16 protein-coding genes are annotated in these 18,734 nt (G+C 62.9%); 6 read left to right on the top strand and 10 right to left on the bottom strand.

Annotation, left to right across the window (positions count from 1 at the left end; translation table 11 throughout):
• Window positions 1-46: 46 nt before the first annotated feature.
• Window positions 47-769 carry an RNA polymerase sigma factor gene (locus tag WKV53_RS19405; protein ID WP_341406448.1) on the bottom strand — a complete coding sequence of 241 codons (723 nt, stop codon included), beginning with the start codon at window positions 767-769 and terminating at the stop codon, window positions 47-49.
• A gap of 105 nt (window positions 770-874) precedes the next feature.
• On the opposite strand from WKV53_RS19405, the gene WKV53_RS19410 reads away from it, so the two are divergent.
• A complete protein-coding gene (locus WKV53_RS19410) occupies window positions 875-2,164 on the top strand; it encodes an NAD(P)/FAD-dependent oxidoreductase (protein WP_341406449.1) in 1,290 nt (429 codons plus the stop codon).
• A 49-nt stretch (window positions 2,165-2,213) separates the two neighbouring features.
• Here the strand turns inward: WKV53_RS19410 and WKV53_RS19415 are convergent, their stop codons facing one another.
• Window positions 2,214-3,497: a valine--pyruvate transaminase gene (locus tag WKV53_RS19415; RefSeq protein ID WP_341406450.1), complete on the bottom strand. Its 1,284-nt coding sequence runs from the start codon at window positions 3,495-3,497 to the stop codon at window positions 2,214-2,216.
• Between the two features lie 73 nt (window positions 3,498-3,570).
• Here WKV53_RS19415 and WKV53_RS19420 point away from each other — a divergent pair, with 73 nt between their 5' ends.
• Window positions 3,571-4,065 (top strand): redoxin domain-containing protein, encoded by a 495-nt coding sequence (locus tag WKV53_RS19420; protein ID WP_341406451.1) that lies wholly within the window; start codon window positions 3,571-3,573, stop codon window positions 4,063-4,065.
• A 75-nt stretch (window positions 4,066-4,140) separates the two neighbouring features.
• Here the strand turns inward: WKV53_RS19420 and WKV53_RS19425 are convergent, their stop codons facing one another.
• The 3 genes from WKV53_RS19425 to WKV53_RS19435 are packed head-to-tail and all read right to left on the bottom strand — an operon-like array spanning window position 4,141 to window position 5,894.
• Window positions 4,141-4,698 carry an SH3 domain-containing protein gene (locus tag WKV53_RS19425; protein ID WP_341406452.1) on the bottom strand — a complete coding sequence of 186 codons (558 nt, stop codon included), beginning with the start codon at window positions 4,696-4,698 and terminating at the stop codon, window positions 4,141-4,143.
• A gap of 37 nt (window positions 4,699-4,735) precedes the next feature.
• Window positions 4,736-5,590: an SDR family oxidoreductase gene (locus WKV53_RS19430; protein WP_341406453.1), complete on the bottom strand. Its 855-nt coding sequence runs from the start codon at window positions 5,588-5,590 to the stop codon at window positions 4,736-4,738.
• Between the two features lie 7 nt (window positions 5,591-5,597).
• The gene (locus WKV53_RS19435; RefSeq protein ID WP_341406454.1) at window positions 5,598-5,894 is read right to left on the bottom strand and encodes a hypothetical protein; all 297 of its coding nucleotides are present in this window, start codon (window positions 5,892-5,894) and stop codon (window positions 5,598-5,600) included.
• Between the two features lie 99 nt (window positions 5,895-5,993).
• Between WKV53_RS19435 and WKV53_RS19440 the strand changes: the two genes are divergently transcribed.
• The gene (locus WKV53_RS19440) at window positions 5,994-7,076 is read left to right on the top strand and encodes a mannose-1-phosphate guanylyltransferase (RefSeq protein WP_341406455.1); all 1,083 of its coding nucleotides are present in this window, start codon (window positions 5,994-5,996) and stop codon (window positions 7,074-7,076) included.
• 316 nt (window positions 7,077-7,392) lie between these two features.
• On the opposite strand, the gene WKV53_RS19445 is transcribed toward WKV53_RS19440, so the two are convergent.
• Entirely contained in the window at window positions 7,393-8,739 is a 1,347-nt protein-coding gene (locus tag WKV53_RS19445; RefSeq protein ID WP_341406456.1) for a C39 family peptidase, read from the bottom strand.
• A 204-nt stretch (window positions 8,740-8,943) separates the two neighbouring features.
• Here WKV53_RS19445 and WKV53_RS19450 point away from each other — a divergent pair, with 204 nt between their 5' ends.
• Window positions 8,944-9,297, top strand: coding sequence for a hypothetical protein (locus tag WKV53_RS19450; protein WP_341406457.1), 354 nt, complete (start codon window positions 8,944-8,946; stop codon window positions 9,295-9,297).
• 7 nt (window positions 9,298-9,304) lie between these two features.
• On the opposite strand, the gene WKV53_RS19455 is transcribed toward WKV53_RS19450, so the two are convergent.
• From WKV53_RS19455 to WKV53_RS19470, 4 genes are all read right to left on the bottom strand, one after another.
• Window positions 9,305-10,195, bottom strand: coding sequence for a hypothetical protein (locus WKV53_RS19455; protein ID WP_341406458.1), 891 nt, complete (start codon window positions 10,193-10,195; stop codon window positions 9,305-9,307).
• Window positions 10,192-12,255, bottom strand: coding sequence for a hypothetical protein (locus tag WKV53_RS19460; RefSeq protein WP_341406459.1), 2,064 nt, complete (start codon window positions 12,253-12,255; stop codon window positions 10,192-10,194). The genes WKV53_RS19455 and WKV53_RS19460 overlap by 4 nt, the downstream gene beginning before the upstream one ends.
• Window positions 12,256-12,331: 76 nt before the next feature.
• On the bottom strand, window positions 12,332-13,789 hold the full coding sequence (locus WKV53_RS19465; protein ID WP_375341836.1) for a polysaccharide deacetylase family protein: 1,458 nt from the start codon (window positions 13,787-13,789) through the stop codon (window positions 12,332-12,334).
• Between the two features lie 94 nt (window positions 13,790-13,883).
• Complete coding sequence (locus WKV53_RS19470; RefSeq protein WP_341406461.1) at window positions 13,884-15,497, bottom strand: glycogen synthase; 1,614 nt, start codon at window positions 15,495-15,497, stop codon at window positions 13,884-13,886.
• Between the two features lie 357 nt (window positions 15,498-15,854).
• Between WKV53_RS19470 and WKV53_RS19475 the strand changes: the two genes are divergently transcribed.
• The gene (locus tag WKV53_RS19475) at window positions 15,855-17,198 is read left to right on the top strand and encodes a glycosyltransferase (RefSeq protein ID WP_341406462.1); all 1,344 of its coding nucleotides are present in this window, start codon (window positions 15,855-15,857) and stop codon (window positions 17,196-17,198) included.
• Window positions 17,199-17,226: 28 nt separating this feature from the next.
• Window positions 17,227-18,441: a glycoside hydrolase family 57 protein gene (locus WKV53_RS19480; protein WP_341406463.1), complete on the top strand. Its 1,215-nt coding sequence runs from the start codon at window positions 17,227-17,229 to the stop codon at window positions 18,439-18,441.
• Window positions 18,442-18,734 lie beyond the last annotated feature (293 nt).

Genomic DNA, 18,734 nt, shown 5'->3' on the forward strand with positions numbered 1-18,734 from the left:
TGCCTCCGTCAAAAAGCCGCGCCGGAATTTGTTACGGAAAAACTTCTCAACCCGCCAGCACCGCGAACAGAGCCTGCATTTCATCCTCCACTGCCTCGGGCGAGGAAAGCGTGCGTGCGATCTCATCGGTCAGCAGGGCGCGGTAGCGCTTGCGCAGCCGGTGGACGGCGACGCGCAGCGCGCCCTCGCTCATGTCGAGTTCCACCGCCAGGGATGCATAGGGGATCTTGCTGGAGTCAGCGGTCAGGCAGGGCTTCAGCTTCTCGAACTGCACACTTCCTTCTTCGCGGCAGGCGGCTTCAAGGTCGTCGAGCACCTTGCCTAACAGCGTCAGTGCCCACTCCCGGTCGAAAAGGCGGTCAGGGCTCCGCTCATCGGCGACTTCCAGTTTCAGGCCTGACTCCGCCTCTTCCCAATCGAACGAAAGTAGGGGGACTCCGCCGCCGCGCTTCTGCCTCGTTTCCCGCCTCCAGTCGTTGATCATCCAGTGGTTGAACGATGCCAGCAGGAAGGCACGGAACCGCCCCTTGTCCCGGCTGGTGTCACGCAGGGCCTGGGCTTCCAGCAGATGGCCGAAGAATCCCTGCACTAGGTCTTCCGCGTCCTCCTTTGATTTTCCCCGCCGCCGCGCATAGCGATAGAGCGGCTGCCAGTAGGTGCGGAATAGCGCACCGAGGGCTTCCGTCGCCACGGCATCGCCGCCGCGGGCCGCGTCGGCCACGATGGTCCAGCGGGTTGTGGCGAAGAAGGCGGCGTCGTGTGCGGACATGGCTCGGCCTTCCTTACCACGATGAGTCGCGGCTGTTACACCGATTCTTCAGGTCCGGACTTTTTGGCTTCGCAGACCCGGACCGGGCGGCAACCCTGCCGCCGCATGACTCCCGATGTCGCCATCCTCGGAGCCGGGCCGGCGGGCTCGACACTGGCAGCCTTGCTCTCGCAGCGCGGCTTCAAGGTGCTGGTCTTCGACGATGCAAAGCGCCCCGAGCTGTTAGTGGGAGAGTCGCTGGTGCCAGCCACCGTGCCGGTGATGCAGCGGCTGGGGATCGAGGAGAAGGTAAAGAGCTACTCGCAGCACAAGCCCGGCGTCACCTTCCTGCACCGCCACGGCAGCCGGGTGGATTTCACCTTCGGAGTCGTAGCCGGCACCGTGCCCTATGCCTACAACATCCCGCGCCCTCAGTTTGACGATACCCTGCGTGAGCGGGCAGAGGAACTCGGCGCACGCTTCGTGACGCACCGGGCTGGGGTCGAGAAAGGGGAGGGGACACGTGAGATCCAGCTTTCCTCAGAGTCCCTCGCCGCTGCGGGCCTGACCGAACATCCTCGACTTTTGATCGATGCAACGGGCCGGGCACGCTTGTTCGCGCGGACGCTGGGTATCGGCGCCAAGACCGGCGAACGCAGCGATGTCGCCTACTTCGCCCACTACGAGAACTTCAAACACGACTTCCCGCCGGATGGCCAGGTCGTGATCACCATCCTTGAGCAAGGCTGGAGCTGGCGCATTCCGCTGCCCGGCCGGCTTTCCGTGGGCGTGGTCGTTCACAAGGACGCGGCGAAGACCTATGGCAACACGCCGGAGGAACGGCTGGAGTATGCCCTGAAGAACGAGCCGCTGCTGAAGGAGCACTCGAAGGACGCGAGGCGAGTGACGCCGGTGATGACCTACACGAACTACCAACTTGTTTCCGACCGTGGCCACGGGCCGGGCTGGGCAGCATGCGGCGATTCGTTCGGTTTCGTCGATCCGATGCTTTCGCCGGGCCTTTTCATGGCACTAGAGGCCGCGCGCTTGTTCGACGTGCACGTGTTTTCAAAAGGAGCCGCTGTGCTCGATCAGCCACAGGAGCTTGCCGCCGGATTCGCCGCAGCAGAAGCCGAGCTCCACGACTGGCACGAGAGCTGGTGGGAACTCATCCGCCACTTCTACGATGGCGGCATCTTCTCGATGTATGAGACCGGCACAAACTTCTCAGCCCAATTCAAGGGCTGGCCCGGGATCAACTTCGTCGAGAACCACATGACGAAGCACATCGCCTCGATGGCTTCGGGTGCTTTCACACGACGGAGATACAGCCGCGGTCTGGTGAGCTTCATGCGCAAGTACATGCTCCGCAACTGCCGCCCGCCGGAAGACTACGCGGTGCTGCCAGTGAAATAAGGGGTGTCGACGTTCCGTCGACGCGAGGTGGACAGGATGTCCACGCTCCTCACACCCCGACCGCCGCCTCTTCGTGCGCTTTCCGCACCTCCTCACCGATGATCCCGATCCCACGCCGGACGATGCTCTCATCCATCGTGAACGTCATCCGCAGGCACTCGTGGCGGTGCCTCCACGACTCATCATCATGGCCGAAGAAGAAGTAGTGCCCTGAGATGATCAGCACCCCGCGCTTCTTGAGTCGCTCATACAGCTCACGCGATGTGATCGGCAGGCCGGGGAACCACAGCCAGAGAAAGAGCGCGCCTTCGCTACGATGAATGTAGTAGTTGAAATCCTCGCCAAAGCTCTCCGCCACAAACTCCCGTGCTTGTCGCGACTTCTCGATGTAAAACGGCCTCACCGTCTCATTCGCCAATCGCAGGATCTCGCCACTCTCCACCAACGGCTGCGCGATGGCCTGGCCGATATTCGGATTGGCGAGGCCGATCACCGCACTCATCGAGGCCACAGCGGCCGCGATCTTCGGATTCGCGATCACGATGCCAGTCCGCGTTCCGGGAAGCCCGATCTTCGACAGGCTCAGCGTCAGGATGATGTGCTCATCCCACACCGGCTTCGCTTCCGTGAAGATGATGTTCGGAAACGGCGCACCGTAGGCATTGTCGATGATCAGCGGGATCCCGTGCGCCTTTGCCAGATCGGAAAGCCGCGCGATCTCCTCGTCGGTGAGGACATTGCCGGTCGGATTCGTCGGACGTGAAACACAGATCGCCGCGATGTCGTCGGTCACCTTCAGCGCCTCGAAATCCACGCGATACTTGAACTCATGCGGGCCGGTCTTCTCGATCTTCGGCGGCACCGCGCGGAAGAGATCACCACAGGATCCCTGATTCGCGTAGCCGATGTATTCCGGCACCAGCGGCAGCAGGATCTTCTTCCGGCGGCCGTCGGGCATCTCGCCGGCCAACAGATTGAAGAGAAAGAAGAATGCCGTCTGGCCGCCCGAGGTCACGGCGACGTTTTCCGTGCCGATCTTCCAGCCGAATTCGCGGCGGAACAACGTGGCGACCGCGGCGATGAATTTCGGATTTCCCCGCGGCGGATCATAGTTTGCCAGCATGCGCTCCATCGTACCCGGCTCGGCGAGGATCTCCTCCATCCGGCGGCGCCACAGGGCATTCACCTCCGGGATGTGCGCGGGCTGTCCGCCGCCGAGCATGCAGACGTCGGGGCCACCGGTGGCGAGGGCGTGGCCCAGGTCATCCATGAGTTCCTCGATGCCGCTGCCGCCGGCGAGTTGCCGGCCGAAGTTGGAGAATTCCTGTGTCATATCGCGGGTGCCGTTGACCGTCGGGTGACGGAACCTATAGTGGCCGCTCTTGCCAGAACAACCTCTGAAAAACATGCCTCTCCAAGTTGGCGAAAAAGCCCCCGACTTCACCCTCGTGACCAAGACCGCCGAAGGCCCGCAGCTCGTGAAGCTGTCGGAGCAGATCGGCAAATCGAACCTCGTGCTCCTCTTCGTGCCGATGGCCTTCACCGGCGTCTGCACCACCGAGCTGTGCGACATCTCCGGCGGCATCTCCGAGTATGAAGCGCTCGATGCGAAGGTCTTCGGCATTTCCGGCGACAGCCCGTTCGCGCAGGAAGCCTGGGCCAAGCAGGCCGGTATCACGCTGCCGCTGCTGAGCGACTATGAGCACACCGTGGCCAAGGCCTACGGCGTCGCCTACGAGCAATTCCTGCCCGAGGCGAACCTGATCATGGGTGGCGTGGCAAAGCGCTCCGCCTTCGTGATCGATAAGGAAGGCGTCATCCGCTACTCCGAAGCACAGGATCACCCGAAGGACCTGCCGAACTTCGAGGCGGTGAAGGCGACCCTCCAGTCGCTCGCTTGATCGATTCTCTCCTGAAAAGGAAAAGCAAAAGGCCGCGGGGAGCACCCGCGGCCTTCTTCGTTTTCAGAAATCGGATCAGCGCTCGACCGGGGCCTCGTTGCCCGGCGGCAGCGGCGCGGGCCCGGCATCCGGGACCGGCGGGACATCCGGCACATTCTCCGGAACGACCATCGGCGCATCGGGATCGATGACCGGTGCGATCGTCGGGGCGCCCGGATCCACCACCGGCGGGATGCTTCCCGGGGCGGCTGGATAAACCTGGATGGCGTTCGGAGAAACCTGCGATTGGGCGCCTTGGTTGCCGATCAGGACCGATGGCACGAAGCCCACCTCGCCGCTCGTCAGCTCCACCTTCGCGTAGCTGCCATCGTCATTGATGACCTTCATTTCGGTATTCGCGGGCAGCATCTTCTCTGCAGTGGAGCTCCCACTCGGACGACCCTTGAAGAACGCCGTCTCCATGCTGGCCTGGACAAAGGAACCTGGCTTCAGGCCGCGTGCGGAGGCGGTCGGCGTGCGGGTCGAGCCGGGAGTGGCCAGCGGATCGAAGCTGCCGCCGGAAACCACGGTGCTGGTTTCGCAGGACGCCATGACGAACGCCAGCGGCGCGAGGGTCAGGAAATAACGATTCATGAAGATGCCATTACGCTGCCACGCACCCATGGAGGGGTCAACGGGATATCAGGAGCGCGTCCACATGATCCCTTAGGGCTGATTTCCAGTCCCTGGGCGCTTTTTCTAGCAGATCGGTCAGCCGGTCAGTGGCCATCGCCGTGTGACGGGGCCGCGGCGCGCGAAAAGCGGTCATTCCTGCCATGGAAAGCGCCTTCACCTCAGGCGCGGCGATGCCTCTCTCCCCAAGCAACGCCACGATTTCCAAGGCCATGCCGTGCCAGCTCACCGGCTCGCCGCTCTGGCAGCCGTGGAAGATTCCGCCGGGGCAGCCAGCGTCTAGCCAGCCATCCACCCATTCGCACAGGTCCGGCGTGAAACACGGCAGCGAGTACTTGTCGGCCACCGCCGCGAGTTCCTGACCTGCCAAGGCCTTGGCCACGATCTGATCGGGAAACGCCGGCTTCTCCGGGCCGAAGACCCACGAGATCCGCATCACCGTGCCTCCCGCGGCCAACACGCCGGCTTCGCCCGCAGCCTTCGTCTTGCCATAGACCGAAAGCGGGGAGGGAACTTCATCCTCATGCCGCAGGCCCGATGTCACACCGTCGAAGACGTAGTCCGTGCTGAAATGAAGCATCGGTCGGCCGCCGCATGCCTCGGCCAGCCTGAGGGGAGCCTCCGCATTCACCCGATGCGCCAGCTCCGGATCATCCTCGCACTGCTCCAGACTCGTCAGCCCGGCGGGATTCAGTAGGACGTCGAAGTCCAGCTCCGCCAGCACGCGTTCGCAGCCATCCGCGCCCAGATCGAGCCGGGTGCGTGGCAATTCGACGATCTCGTGACAGCCCGCCAAGCGGTCGGCCAAGGCCCGGCCGACGCGGCCCGTGGTCCCGGTGATCGCCAGCCGCATCGGTCAATCAGATGCCAAGCGGTTCGTCGTAGTCGCCGTGAGCCCCGGTGTCGCGGATCTTCCGCAGACGGCGGCGCGCGCCGAACTTGCTCTCCGGCCCGTTGACAAGATTCACCACTCCGCCGATGGCCAGCGGCAGCAGCGTCGCCACACCCATGACCGCGAAGCCGATGGCCACGCCGCGGCGCGCGCGGGCATGCATCATTTCGCCGAGGATCAGACCGGCCGCCGCACCCAGCAAGGCAGGTGCTGCCAAGGCCGTTGCTTCCGTCCAGTCGCGCTCGCCGTCGTCGTCGGGGTTCATGAAAGAAAGCCTAACATCCCCGCGGCGGCAGACAATCCCTGAAAATGCGGCACGATTCACCCTTTTCCCCGCGCCCCGGCACGTTAGGTTCCTCCCGGCATGCCCGACCCCTCGTCCACCTACGCCCTGATCCTCGCCGGAGGTTCCGGCACCCGCTTCTGGCCGCTCAGCCGCAATGCGAAGCCGAAACAGCTGCTCAATCTTTTCGGCGACACCACCTTGCTGGAGCAGACGATCGCCCGCCTTGAAGGGCTGGTGCCGGTCGAAAACATCCTCATCCTGACGAATGCCCAGCAGGAAGCCGGCGTCCGCGAGGTGGCGTCGATGCTGCCGCCGGAGAACATTTTTGCCGAGCCCGCCAAACGCGATACCGCCCCGGCCGTGGCCCTCGGCATCGGTCTCGTCGCTGCCCGGAATCCCGACGCGCTGATGATGGTGCTGCCGGCCGACCAGCTCATCCAGGACACTGCCGCCTTCCACGCGGTGATGCGGGACGCGCTGGCTGCCGCACAAAAGTCGGACGGTCTTGTGACCATCGGCATCAAGCCCACCTGGCCATGTCCGTCCTACGGCTACATCGAGCGCGGCCAACGCGCTACCATTCCGGGCCTCGTCTGCGACCAGATGCCGGCCGAGGTGAAGCGCTTCCGTGAAAAGCCCAGCACCGATCTCGCCGAGCAATTCCTCGCCCAAGGTGGCTTCTGCTGGAATGCCGGCATGTTCGTCTGGTCCATCCCGAATGTGATCCGCGAGCTGACCACCCACCAGCCGGAACTCGCCTCGTTCATTTCCGAACTCCGCCGTTCCTCAAACGTCGCCGCCACCGTCGCCGCGCAGTTCCCGAAGCTCACGCCGATCTCGATCGACTACGGCCTCATGGAAAAGGCCCGCCGCGTCCTCAATATCGAGGCAACCTTCGACTGGGACGATGTCGGCTCCTGGATTTCCGTCGCCGGCTACCTCGAAAAGGTCGGCAGCGACAACCGGGTGAACGCCCCGGTGTCCGAGATCGATTCGGAAAACAACATCGTCTTCAACGCCCGCAAGGGCAGCCATATCGCGCTACTCGGCGTGGATGATTTGATCATCGTGCAAACGGAGGATGCCCTGCTCATCGCCAACCGCCATCAGGCGGATGCGATCAAGAAGCTCTCCGACAAGCTCCCGCCGGGGCTGCTTTAAGGGCCCCGCAGAGTGTGATGAGGCTTCGGTCCCTACGGCACCACTGCTTTGGTCCCAACGGGACCACTTATAAAAGCCCGGCACGAAGTGCCGGGTTAAATGGGGAGGTGGATTGCGTCCTGAAGGGACGCCTCATGCGTCTCACGAATACGGACCGGACCGAGTGCGTGGCAGATCCACGTGGAAACTGCCGCACCCCGCATGAGGTCTCCCTGTGGGAGAGGAAGCCCTCGGCCAAGGTGACCCGGCACATTGTGCCGGGCTCTTAGAAGTCGTCCCGTTGGGACGGAAAACCGGGTGATCCGATCTCAACCTCTTACTTGTTCGGCACCATCGTGTAGAGCGCCATGGTCATGCAGAAGCCTTCGTCGGCACGCATGGCCTTCTTCTCGTGACCCGAACCCCACGAATCCGTGTAGTAGATCTGGTGCTCATTCGGGTCGGGCGAGGTGAAATTGTAGCCGATGATCAGGCGCATGTGGCCGCCGAAGCTCTGCGGCAGGCCCTTCTCCGGGAACATGCCGAGGTAAAGCGTCCAGCACAGCGGGATGCCTTGGTCGACGTATTCCTTGATCTTGCGCTCGAAGTGCTCGTAGCCCGGCTGGGCCCGCTTCATGTCGCGGAAGGTCTCCTTGTTCGCATTGAACCAGAACTGGCGCGGATCGACGTAGAACATGTCGGTGTCGATATCGATGGTCTTGACCCCGGCCTTCTTTGCCGCGGCGTTGTAGGCGCGAAGGTCGCGCTCGGCCCGCTTGTCGTCGTATTCGATGTGCTTGAGCGTGCGCAGGTGGACCTTGCCGGTGATCTTCTGGAAGGCCTTGTCCATGCCATCGCCGGTGGTGCCGTTTTCGCCGGTATTGGCGAGCTGGGCCATCTCGTGCTGGTCGATGTCCGCACCGAAGTAGCGGGCCACGCGCTCGACGCTGGCGACGACGCAGTAGCCCTTCTGGCCCTGGTCGACCATCGGAACACCGTCAACGTAGGTGAAGCCCTTCTCGTCCTTCTTCACATTGGCGGAGAAGCTGTCCCGGCGCGCCATCTTGGTCGGAGCGTTCTTGGACGCGCTGATCGAGGTGAGGCGCAGGCGGATGAATTCGGCGCGCTTCTCCGAGCGGGTCACGCTGCCTTCCAGCAGCACGGCCGTGTCACCTTTCCTCCACACCCAGCCTTCCAGCGGCACGGGAGTTTGCTGGTTTCGCACTTCGGAGCGCACGGCGAGCTTTTCATCCAGCAGGGTTTTCCACTCGTTGAGCTTGGCCTGGTAGGTCTTGATCGGGATCTCGCCATCGTCGCCGCGGTTGAAGAGGGAGACGGTGGCGTCGCCAGCCTTGCCCTCGCGGCCGCGGATGATCACTTCGCCGACCTTTTTGCCAAGAAGCTGGTAGGACGCCGGATCGGCACGCAGGCCGTCCTTGGCAGTGGAAAGCCATTCCATGCCCTGGAGGATGCGCCGGACGCTTCCGGTCTCGGTCTTCTTGATGACCTCCGGCGCGGGCTTGGTCGCGGTCTGCAGATCCTCAAGTGACTTGGTCCACAGCGCTTCGTCGAAAATCACGCCATCCAGCGAGGTCGCCGGGATCTTGTCCTTGTTGTCTGTGTCCTGCGCATGCAGCGGCACCAGGAGCAGGGCCGCCAAGAGAGCGGGGAAGGAGGATTTCATAAGTGCAAGCGTGTATCAGTGAAACCTTTCATGTCGATCCTCTGTTCCCGGAAAATTCGGCGTTTTATGGAATCGACAGCTGATTTCACACGGTTTTCACAGAATGCCGTGGGTTTCCGGCAGGGAGCCCGGGGGAGACCGTGCAGATACGTCGGGCGGGGAATCAGGTTGTCAAAAACGATGGGACTGGTAGTTCAACGGGGCATGACGCAAGACTCCCGGGAAGCTTTGATCGAGCTGCTTTTCCTCGCGCTTTACTTGGATGACCACCTGTCGCTGGCCGAGGACGGCGTGATCACCGACGCGCTCAATTCGATCGGCTGGGACTCGCCCCATCCGCGGGAAATCTGCATCCTCAACGCCTTCTCCAAGGCCCGCGAAGCGCACAGCTGCGATCTGAAGACCGAGGAGTATCTGGCCGTCCGGGCCGAGGTGATCAAGAAGGCCGGAGCCGAGTCCACCGCCCTGACCTGGCTCTACAAGGTGCTGGGTGCCGATGGCATCTCCGCCACCGAGGACCGCTACCTGAAGAAGCTGGAAAAGCGCTGGTTCGCTTGAAACGCAGTCACTTCTCCTTCGTCAGCATGGTGAGGTAGGTCGTGGCAGCGCTCCCGAGTTCCGACTTGGGATCGAGCTTCTCGATTTCCTTCAAGACCGCGGCCACTCCGCTCTTCTTTTCCGGCCAGCGCTGGTAGAGGGCGAAGCGGGCAGCAAGTGCTTCCTGACGTTGGGCCTTGGTCAGCTGCGGCTTCTTCAGCCATCCGCCGATTTCATCGTCCGCTTCGGTGAACTTTCCGGCCTTGCCCTGGTCCACGGCGAGGTCGAGCAGCTTGCGACCGGGAAAGGAATAGCGGGCCAGCGCGCCGGACCGATCCTCTGGGTCGGCCTTCTTGATCTCCTCGATCACCGGCTGATACACGTTCTTCGGCCCCGCACCCAGGCCGAGCAGATCGAGCCCGGAGGCGAGTTGCGCGGCCTTCTGCGGTCCGCGCATCCCTTCGGACTTCTGCCACAGGTCATCGCGCTTCTTGCGGACGTCGACGGCGCGTTGGATCGCTTGATCGGGGCGGCCGAGCGAGTCGAGCTCGGGCGTTCCCTCGCGCAGGGCGACGAGCCGGCCTTCCTTGTCGAAAAGCGCGATGGCAGGAAGACTGCGCGGCTTCACCACACAGGCCTCATTGAGCTTCGCCAATGCCTCGTCGGCAGGGGAGGGGCGTTCCTTGCGGTCGATGTCCACCAGCAGCAGATCCTTTCCCGCTGCCTTTTCGAAAGCCTCCGAGGTCCACAGCCCCGCGAGCTTCTTGCCCGCCGTGCACCAGTCGGAGCCGTGGAAGAGCACGGCGATGTCCTGCCCGCCGGCCTTGGCCTTTTCCACCGCAGCGGGGAAATCGGCCACACGCTCGGCGGCGAACAATGCCGGGCAAACTACGAGAAAGATAGTAGTTAAAAGCTTCATTGGAGTCGTCGTCCGTAAACGTGAATGGCGGAAAGGTGGAAGACCTCCTTGCGATTGTCGTCCCGCTCGACCTTCACCCAGCTGGCGCGCGGAGCCTTGCCTGCAAGATCGACTCGCCATGGCTCGCCGGGCTTCTCGCTGCGGAAGACCTCCTGCCAGCTCTGTCCGTCTTCCGAGATGGAGACTTTAATCGGCACGATCCGGCTCGCATTGTAACCCGTGGAGGCATCAGCGACGACGATGCCGGAAAGTTCCCCGAGCTTCGGCAACCGGACCACCACGTTCGGATGGACTTCCGAGTCCGTGTGGAGTCGGCCGCCTCTCGTTTCCAGCACGGCTGCATGGCTTTCCGGTGCGTCCCAGTTCGAGGTGGTGGAGAGCCGGATCAAGCCGCCCGAGGACAGCAGTTCGCCGGGGAAAGGAGGGAGTGCTGGCAGCTTCGGGCCGTCCGGCGTGGCCACCGCTTTGGCCAGCGCCTGGAAGGCTTCCACATTGTTCGTGGCCGCGGCGGCGAGGATGGCCGGGCGCAGGGCCTTGCGTGTCGATTCTCCCGCACTGCCGCCGGTGGCGAGTCCTCTGCCGAGCACCTCATACCAAGCGGTGTTGCCACCCTTGCCGAAACGCTCGCTGCCCCAAGCAACCACCGGCGCCAGCCAGTCGGACTTCGATTGGAGCGAGACCACTTGCTCGAAGAACTCCAGCTCCGCGCCGGGTTTGCCTAACAGCTTCACCTGCTGATCGAGCGCCTTCGGCAAATCCCACATGACCGGGCCCTTGTGGCTGGCGATCGCATTATGGAAGGACAGCAGGAAAGGAATGCGCTCATCCGCAGGCACCGCCTCGATCATCGCAGCCTCAATCACCTGCGCCACATCCCAGGCCGCTTCAGGATAGTCGGCCAAGGCAGCGAGCACGTCGTCGTGGACCTTCTTCAGCGCCAGGGGTGCCGGCTTGCGGGCATCCCGCAGCCAGGTGACATACTCGGACCATAGCGGTTGATCGAGCGGCTGGTCTTTCAACGCGAGCAGGTAAGCCTTTTCCGCCAGCTCCGGATTCTTGTCCTTCAGTGCCCGCGCCTGCCAAAGATGGAGCGAACTACGGTCCGTGGCGTACTTCTCATCGAGCACCTTCTCCTGAAGGACGAGCTGGGTCCACGTCTTCCCCCACAGCGAGGTATGAAGGCCGCGTTCCCAGGAAAGCGAATAGGCAGGAGTCCATTCACCCCGTGCCGTCCGCACCGCATAGGCGCAGTGGCCGGGCTCGCCCATCGTGATCGCAGGAATGCCATTCGCGCGCGCCGCCGTCGCGCCGTAGTGGGAAAGCGAGCCACAGACTCCGCCGACTTCGCGCACCCGCTCGGCGTGGATCATCTTGTCGAAGGGCGCGTAGTAATTGCTGCCGTGAATCGAGTCGCCGAAGACGTTCTCGAGTCGATAGGGCGCCTGCCAGCAGGCACCCGTGTAATCCTTGATCGGGAGTTTCACGTGGTCGCGCAGCCAGACCAGCGAGTCTTCGCCCCAGCCACCGGGACCCGCCCAGCCGCCATTGCCGCCGGCAGAAACGACGTAACGCTTTTCCCAAGTCGCCAGCGTGTCGAAAACCGGGTGCAACTTGCCGGCCTTCCGTGAATCCCGGAAGTAGCGGTAGCGCTCGTCGGCTTGGTCCTCCGGCCAATCCTTCTTCGCATACATCAGCGCCACCGCCGCTGCGGTAGTGAGCTCGTTGCGGTCGGCCATGCCACCGCGGTCTTCCTTCCACAGCGCCTCGGCGATCCGCAGCATCTTGGCGGGATCCTCGGGGAGAGGACCGGAAAACATCAGCTCCTCCAGCAGTGCCCCCTGCATGTCGCGGAAGAAGGTCGAGCGCGGGCCGTTGGAGAGCGCCTTCCATTCCTTCGGCCCCAGCACGCGCTCAAGCTCCTCCAGCGCCCATTGGCGGCGGAAGACGGGATCCTCGGCCCTGATCTCAAGTGCCGCTTCCGATTCCGGCAGGGAAACAGCGGCAAGCCCCGTCGCTGGCAAGGCAGCGAGCAGCAGGCAAGGGGAGTGACGGAGCTTCATGGCGTGAAAACGCCATAAAAGCTTCTTTTGTTTCAGATTCCAGACGTAAAAAGACGAAATTCTGCCCAAGGGGCCACTAGAAATCGTTCTTTAGCACCTCGATCGCCCGGCGGCACAGCTCGCGGCCGTAGTCGGTCCACTGGCCTTCGCCCCAGTAGCGGTAGCAACTCGTCTGGCTACACAGCAGGTGGTACAGCGCGTTCTTGTAGCGCGGATCGGACGAGGAAACACCCGGTTTGGTGATCTTCTCCTCAAAGAGCGCGGAGGCTTCCTCCATCGGCCCGAGCACGTGGTCGTAGCCCTTCACCCACGAGATGTCATTGGTCCAGCTCCCGCCGTCCATGTGGAAGGGCTGGGCGTGCTGCTTGCAGTCCTCGATGACCTCCGCGAGTTTTTCAGGCCCGCCGCCGTCCGGCATCCGGTCCCAGATCTTCTTCTGCATCGAGGGCTGGATCGCCGTGAAGTCCGCCTCGCCAATGCCGAGCGTTTCGAGGTATTCGAGATACTCGGTCACATTGACCGCCGGGGTCTCGCTGTCGGAGGCCTCGGCCATCGCTTCGAGGAACTTCGGCGGGAACTCGTTCATCATCACGCCGCCGTTTTCACCGTCGGCAATCTGCGTGACCAGGCGCGGCACCGCCTTGCCCTTGAACTCGACGTTGGAAAGGCTCTTCGCCTCGTAGTAAGGCTGCATCTGTGCGACCAGCTTGGTGTCGCTTCCCTGCGTCTTGATGATGGCGATGATGCTCACTTCCTCGCCCGACGAATTCTTCGCGACGAGCCGATGCGGGAAATGCGGAGCCTTCAGTCCATGCCCCGTGCCGCATTCCTCCACCGTGTGCTCCTGCACCAGCACCCAGCGGTAGCCGGCATCCTTGAGGGTCTTCACGAACTCGTAGCAGACATCCGGATGATTCGGCAGCGCCATCTCGGACGGCGAGAAACCGCGCACGCGATTCAGCGCCTCATGACCGAAGAGCGCCGCGAAGTGATTCTGCCACGCCTTCACATGGAGGCGGAAATCCTGCACTGGCGTCGACGGCGCGACCGCATGGCCCCACGGCGCTCCGAGCCACTCGACACAACGGGAGTAAGCCGGATTGCTGGTCAGCGGGCGCAGCAGATCGATCACCTGCGTCGCACCCATCGAGACCAGCCCATCGAAAAGACAGCCGGAATACTCCAGCATGATCCGCGGCTTTTTCCCCTGCGCGACCAGCTGCGGCACGAACTCGCCAATCCGCTTGTAGCACCATTCGAAAACCGGAGCGTTGTGGTTATCGCCGACACCCTGGTTCTCCATCATCGCCTGGAGATTTCCGATCACCGCTGCCGTGCGAAGGTCACCACCGCCCGCCGGAATCAGCGGCTGGTGCATGTGGAGGGCGCACGCAAAAGCGGCGCGCGCCTTGCCGAAATCGATGTCGCTGTTCGGCAACGCGACCGGGCCGCTGTTGGCCATGGTGGCGGCGACTGCTTCTTCATCGCCGCAGATCGCGGGAATGTGAGTTTCCAAGGTGGGCATGGGATTCAAGGGGAAAGGGGTTGGAGAACGACGACCCTAGCCGCTTGGCCGCGGAGGGAAATCCGTTTCGTCGCTGAAGGAGCAAAATCCCGCTGCCAAACGATCAAGCCGCAGGACGCGAGCGGGACGCCATGCCCGCCGCCGGCATGACAGGCTTCGCGGCAGGCCGCGATTCCGGCTCGGAAAGAATCTCGTCCATCTTCGGCTCGACCAGCGGCCTGCCAATCAGGCGCTCGTAGATCTCGGCATAGCCATTCGTGAAACGGGCTGGGTCGAATTCACTGCGGCTCTGGCGCATGATGCGGGCGATCTCACGCTCGCGGATTTCCTTCGGGCGGAGGTGGAACCACATCGCCTCGTCGATCGCCCAGCGCAGGCCGGCAGCGTTCGGATCGTTGAAGGAAAACCCATTGCCGACCGAGTTCTCCGAATCCAAGCGGCGCACGGTATCGCGCAGGCCGCCGGTGTTGTGAACGACCGGCAGGCAGCCGTAGAGCGGCGCGATCATCTGCGGCAGGCCGCAGGGCTCGAAGAGCGAGGGCATCAGCATGTAGTCCGAGCCAGCAAAGGCCAGCCGCGCCAGGCGCTCGTCGAAGTCACGGATCGCGACCCGCTGGTGGAGGCGGTGGTGATTGTTGATGTGATGCAGGATGTGCTGGTGCGGACCATCGGCCACGACCACCACCTGAAGCTTGCGATCCCAGTAGTCCGAGACGGTGCGCTGGAGAATGTCGCAGAGAAGCTGCGGGCCCTTCTGGATCGGATCGAGACGAGAGGGCCAGAAGAAGATCGCGGCTTCCGGATCCTCTTCGAGGCCGAGCTCGCGTTGCAGGGCGAGCTTGTTCGCGGCCTTGCCTTGGACGTGGTCGTGATCGGCATACGTCATCTCCAGCGACGGGTCCGACTCCGGGTCATAGGACGGGTCGGGAGAATTCAGCACGCCGGACGCGCGGCCGGAGCCCATCTTCTGGCAGATCTCGCCACGCAGGAAGGCACCGCCGTGGTGCTTGCCATCCGCCAACTCTTGAAGGAATCCCGGGCTGACGGTGGTGAGGTGGTCGGCGGCATAGACGCCAGTGCCGAGCATGTGGACCGGCACCGTGGTGCGGCACTGGTGATACTGGCCCGGCGGGCGGAGGAAATAGAGCTGGTTCCAGAAATCGGCCGCGCCGATGCCCGACTGCTCCATGCGCTCCAGCGTCACGTCGCGGCTGTGGATATTGTGCAGCGTGAAGAGGCACTTGATCCCGCGGCGCTTCGCCATCGCGGGCACCAGCCCGGTCATCCAGTCATTGCAGTGGATGATGTCCGGCTGAACCTTCGGGACGATCTGCTGCATCACCTCCCGCTGGAAGACCAGCGCGGTGTTCAGGCACTCGTGCGGGTTGTGGCTGTAGACCCGGTCGAGATTGTGGAAGGCGAGGTCGTCCGCGAGGTGGATGCGCTGGTCGCGCGGATGAACCGAGGAGTTGATGATTTCATCCGGCAGCCGGCCGAGATGATCGCGTTGGAAGAGACGTCGGAAATTCGGCACCGCCACATGCACCTCTGCCCCCAGATCGACCAAGCCAGCTACCAGTGCCGCGGTCGCATCCGCCAGTCCGCCTGCTTTCGCCCGGATCAAGCTGGCACCAGGGCCGAGCGCTGAGGGCAAGTGGGTGATTTCAGGCGTGACGATCAGGATGCGCGGCGGCTTGGCGGTCAATGAATCAGACATGGGGCGGGGCGACGGAAGAGGCTGGAGGGGTGACGGGAAATGCGCGGCAGGACAATAAGGCGTTGCTCCGAGGCTCGGGCCACTCAAACACGGTGGCGATATTGTGAATAACCCGAATCAGCAGTCAGCGTGCCGACCTGCCAGCGCTTCCTGCGTAAAATCTCCCGTAGACGCGAATCGAGATAAATCAACTAACTGTTGGAGTCATTGCGATTCCACGTACGCGAGGCGCATAGGAACCCGGGCCGTCACCCCTGCGTCACGGGAAAGATCTCGACTTTGGCCCGGCCATTGCTCACGACGGAACGCGGCCTGTCTGACCTGTGGATGCAGGCACCCATCGGTCTCATACCCTCGATGAATCGCATTCGTGTTCTCAAACTCGGTTGGGAGTTTCCCCCGTTGATCAATGGCGGTTTAGGGGTGGCCTGCCTCGGTCTTTCACAGGCGCTGGCAAAGCACGTCGACCTTCAGGTGATCGTGCCACGCTCAGCCCCGGAGGCCGATTTTGAGGACTTCAAGCTCACCGGTCTGAACAACCTGCGGGTGGAAGACCTCCAGACGGTGGAGGGAAAATATCACTACGAGAGCTTCGCCGAGATCCAGCGGGTTCCGATTCATCTAGACCCCTATGAGTCGGATGAAACGACCGCTTCAAAGATAGTGCGGGAGCCCGGTGGAGAGATTCGCTTTTCCCAGACCACGCGCACCCAGCTCGACCAGTTCAAGAAGGGCGAGCTCTACGGCGCGGATCTCGGCGACAAGGTGATCGAGTTCTCCAAGGTGGCCGCCAAAATGGCGATGCTGATGGACTTCGACGTTGTCCATGCCCACGACTGGATGACCTTTCTGGCAGGGGTGGAAGTGAAGAAGGCGACCGGCAAGCCGCTGGTCATTCACGTCCATGCCTCGCAGTACGACCGCGCCGGGGCTGATGCCCGCGGCTGGATCTACGATCTCGAAAAGTACGGCATGGAAGAGGCGGACGCCATCATCCCGGTCAGCCGCTACACCGGCCAGATCTGCGCCGGTCACTACAATATCGACCCCGCGAAGATCCACCCGGTCCACAATGGCGCCGAGCCGGTGGAAGCCTTCACGACGAAGAAGCCGTTCCCGGAGAAGCTCGTGCTCTTCCTCGGCCGCCTGACCGCACAGAAGGGCCCGGAGTTCTTCCTGGAGATCGCCGCGAAGGTGCTGGAGAAGACCCGGAACGTCCGCTTCGTCATGGCCGGCACTGGCGAGCGGCTTAAGCCGCTGGCCGAGAGCACCGCCTTCCGTGGCCTGGGCGGCTACATGCATTTCACCGGCTTCCTGAACAAGGAGAAGGTCAACGAGCTGCTCTCGATGACCGATATCTACTGCATGCCCTCCGTCTCCGAGCCCTTCGGCCTGTCCGCGCTGGAGGCCGCCCAGTTCGGCATCCCCGCCGTCATCTCCAAGCAGTCCGGCGTCGCCGAGGTGCTGAAGGGCGCTCTCAAGGCCGACTACTGGGACGTCGACGTGATGGCACAGCACATCATCGATTTGTTAGAGGACGACGAACTCCGTGCGAGCGTCGTCAAGCAAGCGGAGCAGGACATCGCCGCCGCCACGTGGGACGCCGCCGCCGAGAAGGTGGTCGCGATCTACAAGGAGCTGGTCGCACGTCCGCCGCGCCCACCCGGGACTGCCGACCCGCTGAGCCTTTTCCGGGACTGACGGCACGGTCCCTCTCCCCACCCAAGCCATGCACACCTGCCTCTACTTTCAGGTGCATCAGCCGAACCGGCTGATCCCGTATGACTTTTTCCGCATCGGCCAGCACGCCTTCTACGAGGACGATGGCCTGAACGCGGAGGTTCTCTCGAAGGTGGCCGAGAAGTGCTACCTGCCGGCCAATGCCCTTTTCAAAGAGGTCATCGAGAGAACCCACGGCCGCTTCCGCATGACGCTTTCGATCAGCGGCACCGTGATCGAGCAGATGCAGCACCACCGGCCGGATGTGCTGAAGTCCTTCCAGGATCTCGTCGCCACCGGCAGCGTCGAGCTGCTGGCGGAGACTTACTACCACTCGCTGGCGATCCTCCATTCGAAGAAGGAATTCGAGCGCCAGGTCGAACGGCACTTGGAAATCCTCGAGTCGGTCTTCCACGTGCGGCCCCGTGTGTTCCGCAATACCGAGCTGATCTACAACAACGCCATCGCCGCGCAGGCCGAGACCATGGGCTTCGACGGCATCATGGCGGAGGGCGTGCCATGGGTCCTCAATGGCCAGTCTCCGAATTACGTCTATCGCGCGCCCTACGTCACCCGGCTCAAGACGCTGCTTCGCAATTCCGCGCTGTCCGATGACCTCGGCTTCCGTTTCTCCGACAAGACTTGGAATGAGTGGCCGCTTACCCCGGAGAAGTTCGCCACTTGGGTGAAAGGGGCACCCGGCGACGTGGTGAACCTCTTCATGGACTACGAGACCATCGGCGAGCACCAGTGGAAGGACACCGGCGTCTTCGAGTTCTGGCAGCAACTTCCGGAAGCGATGCTCGATGAGGGCATCCATTGGGTGACCCCGGGCGAGGTCGTCGATCTCTTCAGCGCCACCCGCGAGTATGATTGCCACTGGCCGACCTCATGGGCGGATGCCGAGCGCGACCTCAGCGCGTGGACCGGCAATGTGATGCAGCAAGAGGCCATCGCAAAGATCCACCGTCTCGAGGAGGAGGTCCTCGCCGCGAAGGACCCGGACCTCGCGCACGTCTGGGCGAAACTCCAGACCTCGGATCACTTCTACTGGATGTCCACCAAGGGCGGCACCGACGGCAGCGTGCACCAGTACTTCTCGCCGTATGGCACGCCCTACGACGCCTACATTTACTTCATGAACGCGCTCGGCGATCTTCAGGTACGCCTGCGCCGCATTCGCGAGGAGCGGCATGCTGCTGCTCAAAGGACCGGCGGGCTCTGAAAGGGCAGCTTACTGAGACTGCATATCGTTTCGCTTGGGATGATATTCCCCATGCTCTGCGCGCGGCCTAACAGAAGCCTGCCCCCCGGTCCGTGGGTTATTCACAAGTTGCTGGTAATGAGTTCACAAGTGGTCGCTTCATTGAAGCGTGGCGAAACCGTTCCAGCGATGCCCGACCCCACACTTGCCGCACCGGCAGCTCGGTTTTAATCACTCGGTCAGATCTGCCGTTCTCGCTCCCGAATTTTTCCGAGACGTCATTGGAAAAGGCCGAAGGGAGCGAAACGGCGGAT

This window comes from Luteolibacter sp. Y139 (genome assembly GCF_038066715.1).
Classification (GTDB): Bacteria; Verrucomicrobiota; Verrucomicrobiia; order Verrucomicrobiales; family Akkermansiaceae; genus Haloferula; species Haloferula soli.

Bases quoted from the DNA above. Each gene is read 5' to 3' on its own strand.
- WKV53_RS19430 (WP_341406453.1), bottom strand. From the start codon at position 5,590: ATGCGGCTGGCGATCACCGGGACCACGGGCCGCGTCGGCCGGGCCTTG.
- WKV53_RS19480 (WP_341406463.1), top strand. From the start codon at position 17,227: ATGCACACCTGCCTCTACTTTCAGGTGCATCAGCCGAACCGGCTGATC.
- WKV53_RS19415 (WP_341406450.1), bottom strand. From the start codon at position 3,497: ATGACACAGGAATTCTCCAACTTCGGCCGGCAACTCGCCGGCGGCAGC.
- WKV53_RS19460 (WP_341406459.1), bottom strand. From the start codon at position 12,255: ATGAAGCTCCGTCACTCCCCTTGCCTGCTGCTCGCTGCCTTGCCAGCG.
- WKV53_RS19410 (WP_341406449.1), top strand. From the start codon at position 875: ATGACTCCCGATGTCGCCATCCTCGGAGCCGGGCCGGCGGGCTCGACA.
- WKV53_RS19440 (WP_341406455.1), top strand. From the start codon at position 5,994: ATGCCCGACCCCTCGTCCACCTACGCCCTGATCCTCGCCGGAGGTTCC.
- WKV53_RS19435 (WP_341406454.1), bottom strand. From the start codon at position 5,894: ATGAACCCCGACGACGACGGCGAGCGCGACTGGACGGAAGCAACGGCC.
- WKV53_RS19470 (WP_341406461.1), bottom strand. From the start codon at position 15,497: ATGTCTGATTCATTGACCGCCAAGCCGCCGCGCATCCTGATCGTCACG.
- WKV53_RS19450 (WP_341406457.1), top strand. From the start codon at position 8,944: ATGACGCAAGACTCCCGGGAAGCTTTGATCGAGCTGCTTTTCCTCGCG.
- WKV53_RS19445 (WP_341406456.1), bottom strand. From the start codon at position 8,739: ATGAAATCCTCCTTCCCCGCTCTCTTGGCGGCCCTGCTCCTGGTGCCG.
- WKV53_RS19455 (WP_341406458.1), bottom strand. From the start codon at position 10,195: ATGAAGCTTTTAACTACTATCTTTCTCGTAGTTTGCCCGGCATTGTTC.
- WKV53_RS19475 (WP_341406462.1), top strand. From the start codon at position 15,855: ATGAATCGCATTCGTGTTCTCAAACTCGGTTGGGAGTTTCCCCCGTTG.
- WKV53_RS19405 (WP_341406448.1), bottom strand. From the start codon at position 769: ATGTCCGCACACGACGCCGCCTTCTTCGCCACAACCCGCTGGACCATC.
- WKV53_RS19425 (WP_341406452.1), bottom strand. From the start codon at position 4,698: ATGAATCGTTATTTCCTGACCCTCGCGCCGCTGGCGTTCGTCATGGCG.
- WKV53_RS19420 (WP_341406451.1), top strand. From the start codon at position 3,571: ATGCCTCTCCAAGTTGGCGAAAAAGCCCCCGACTTCACCCTCGTGACC.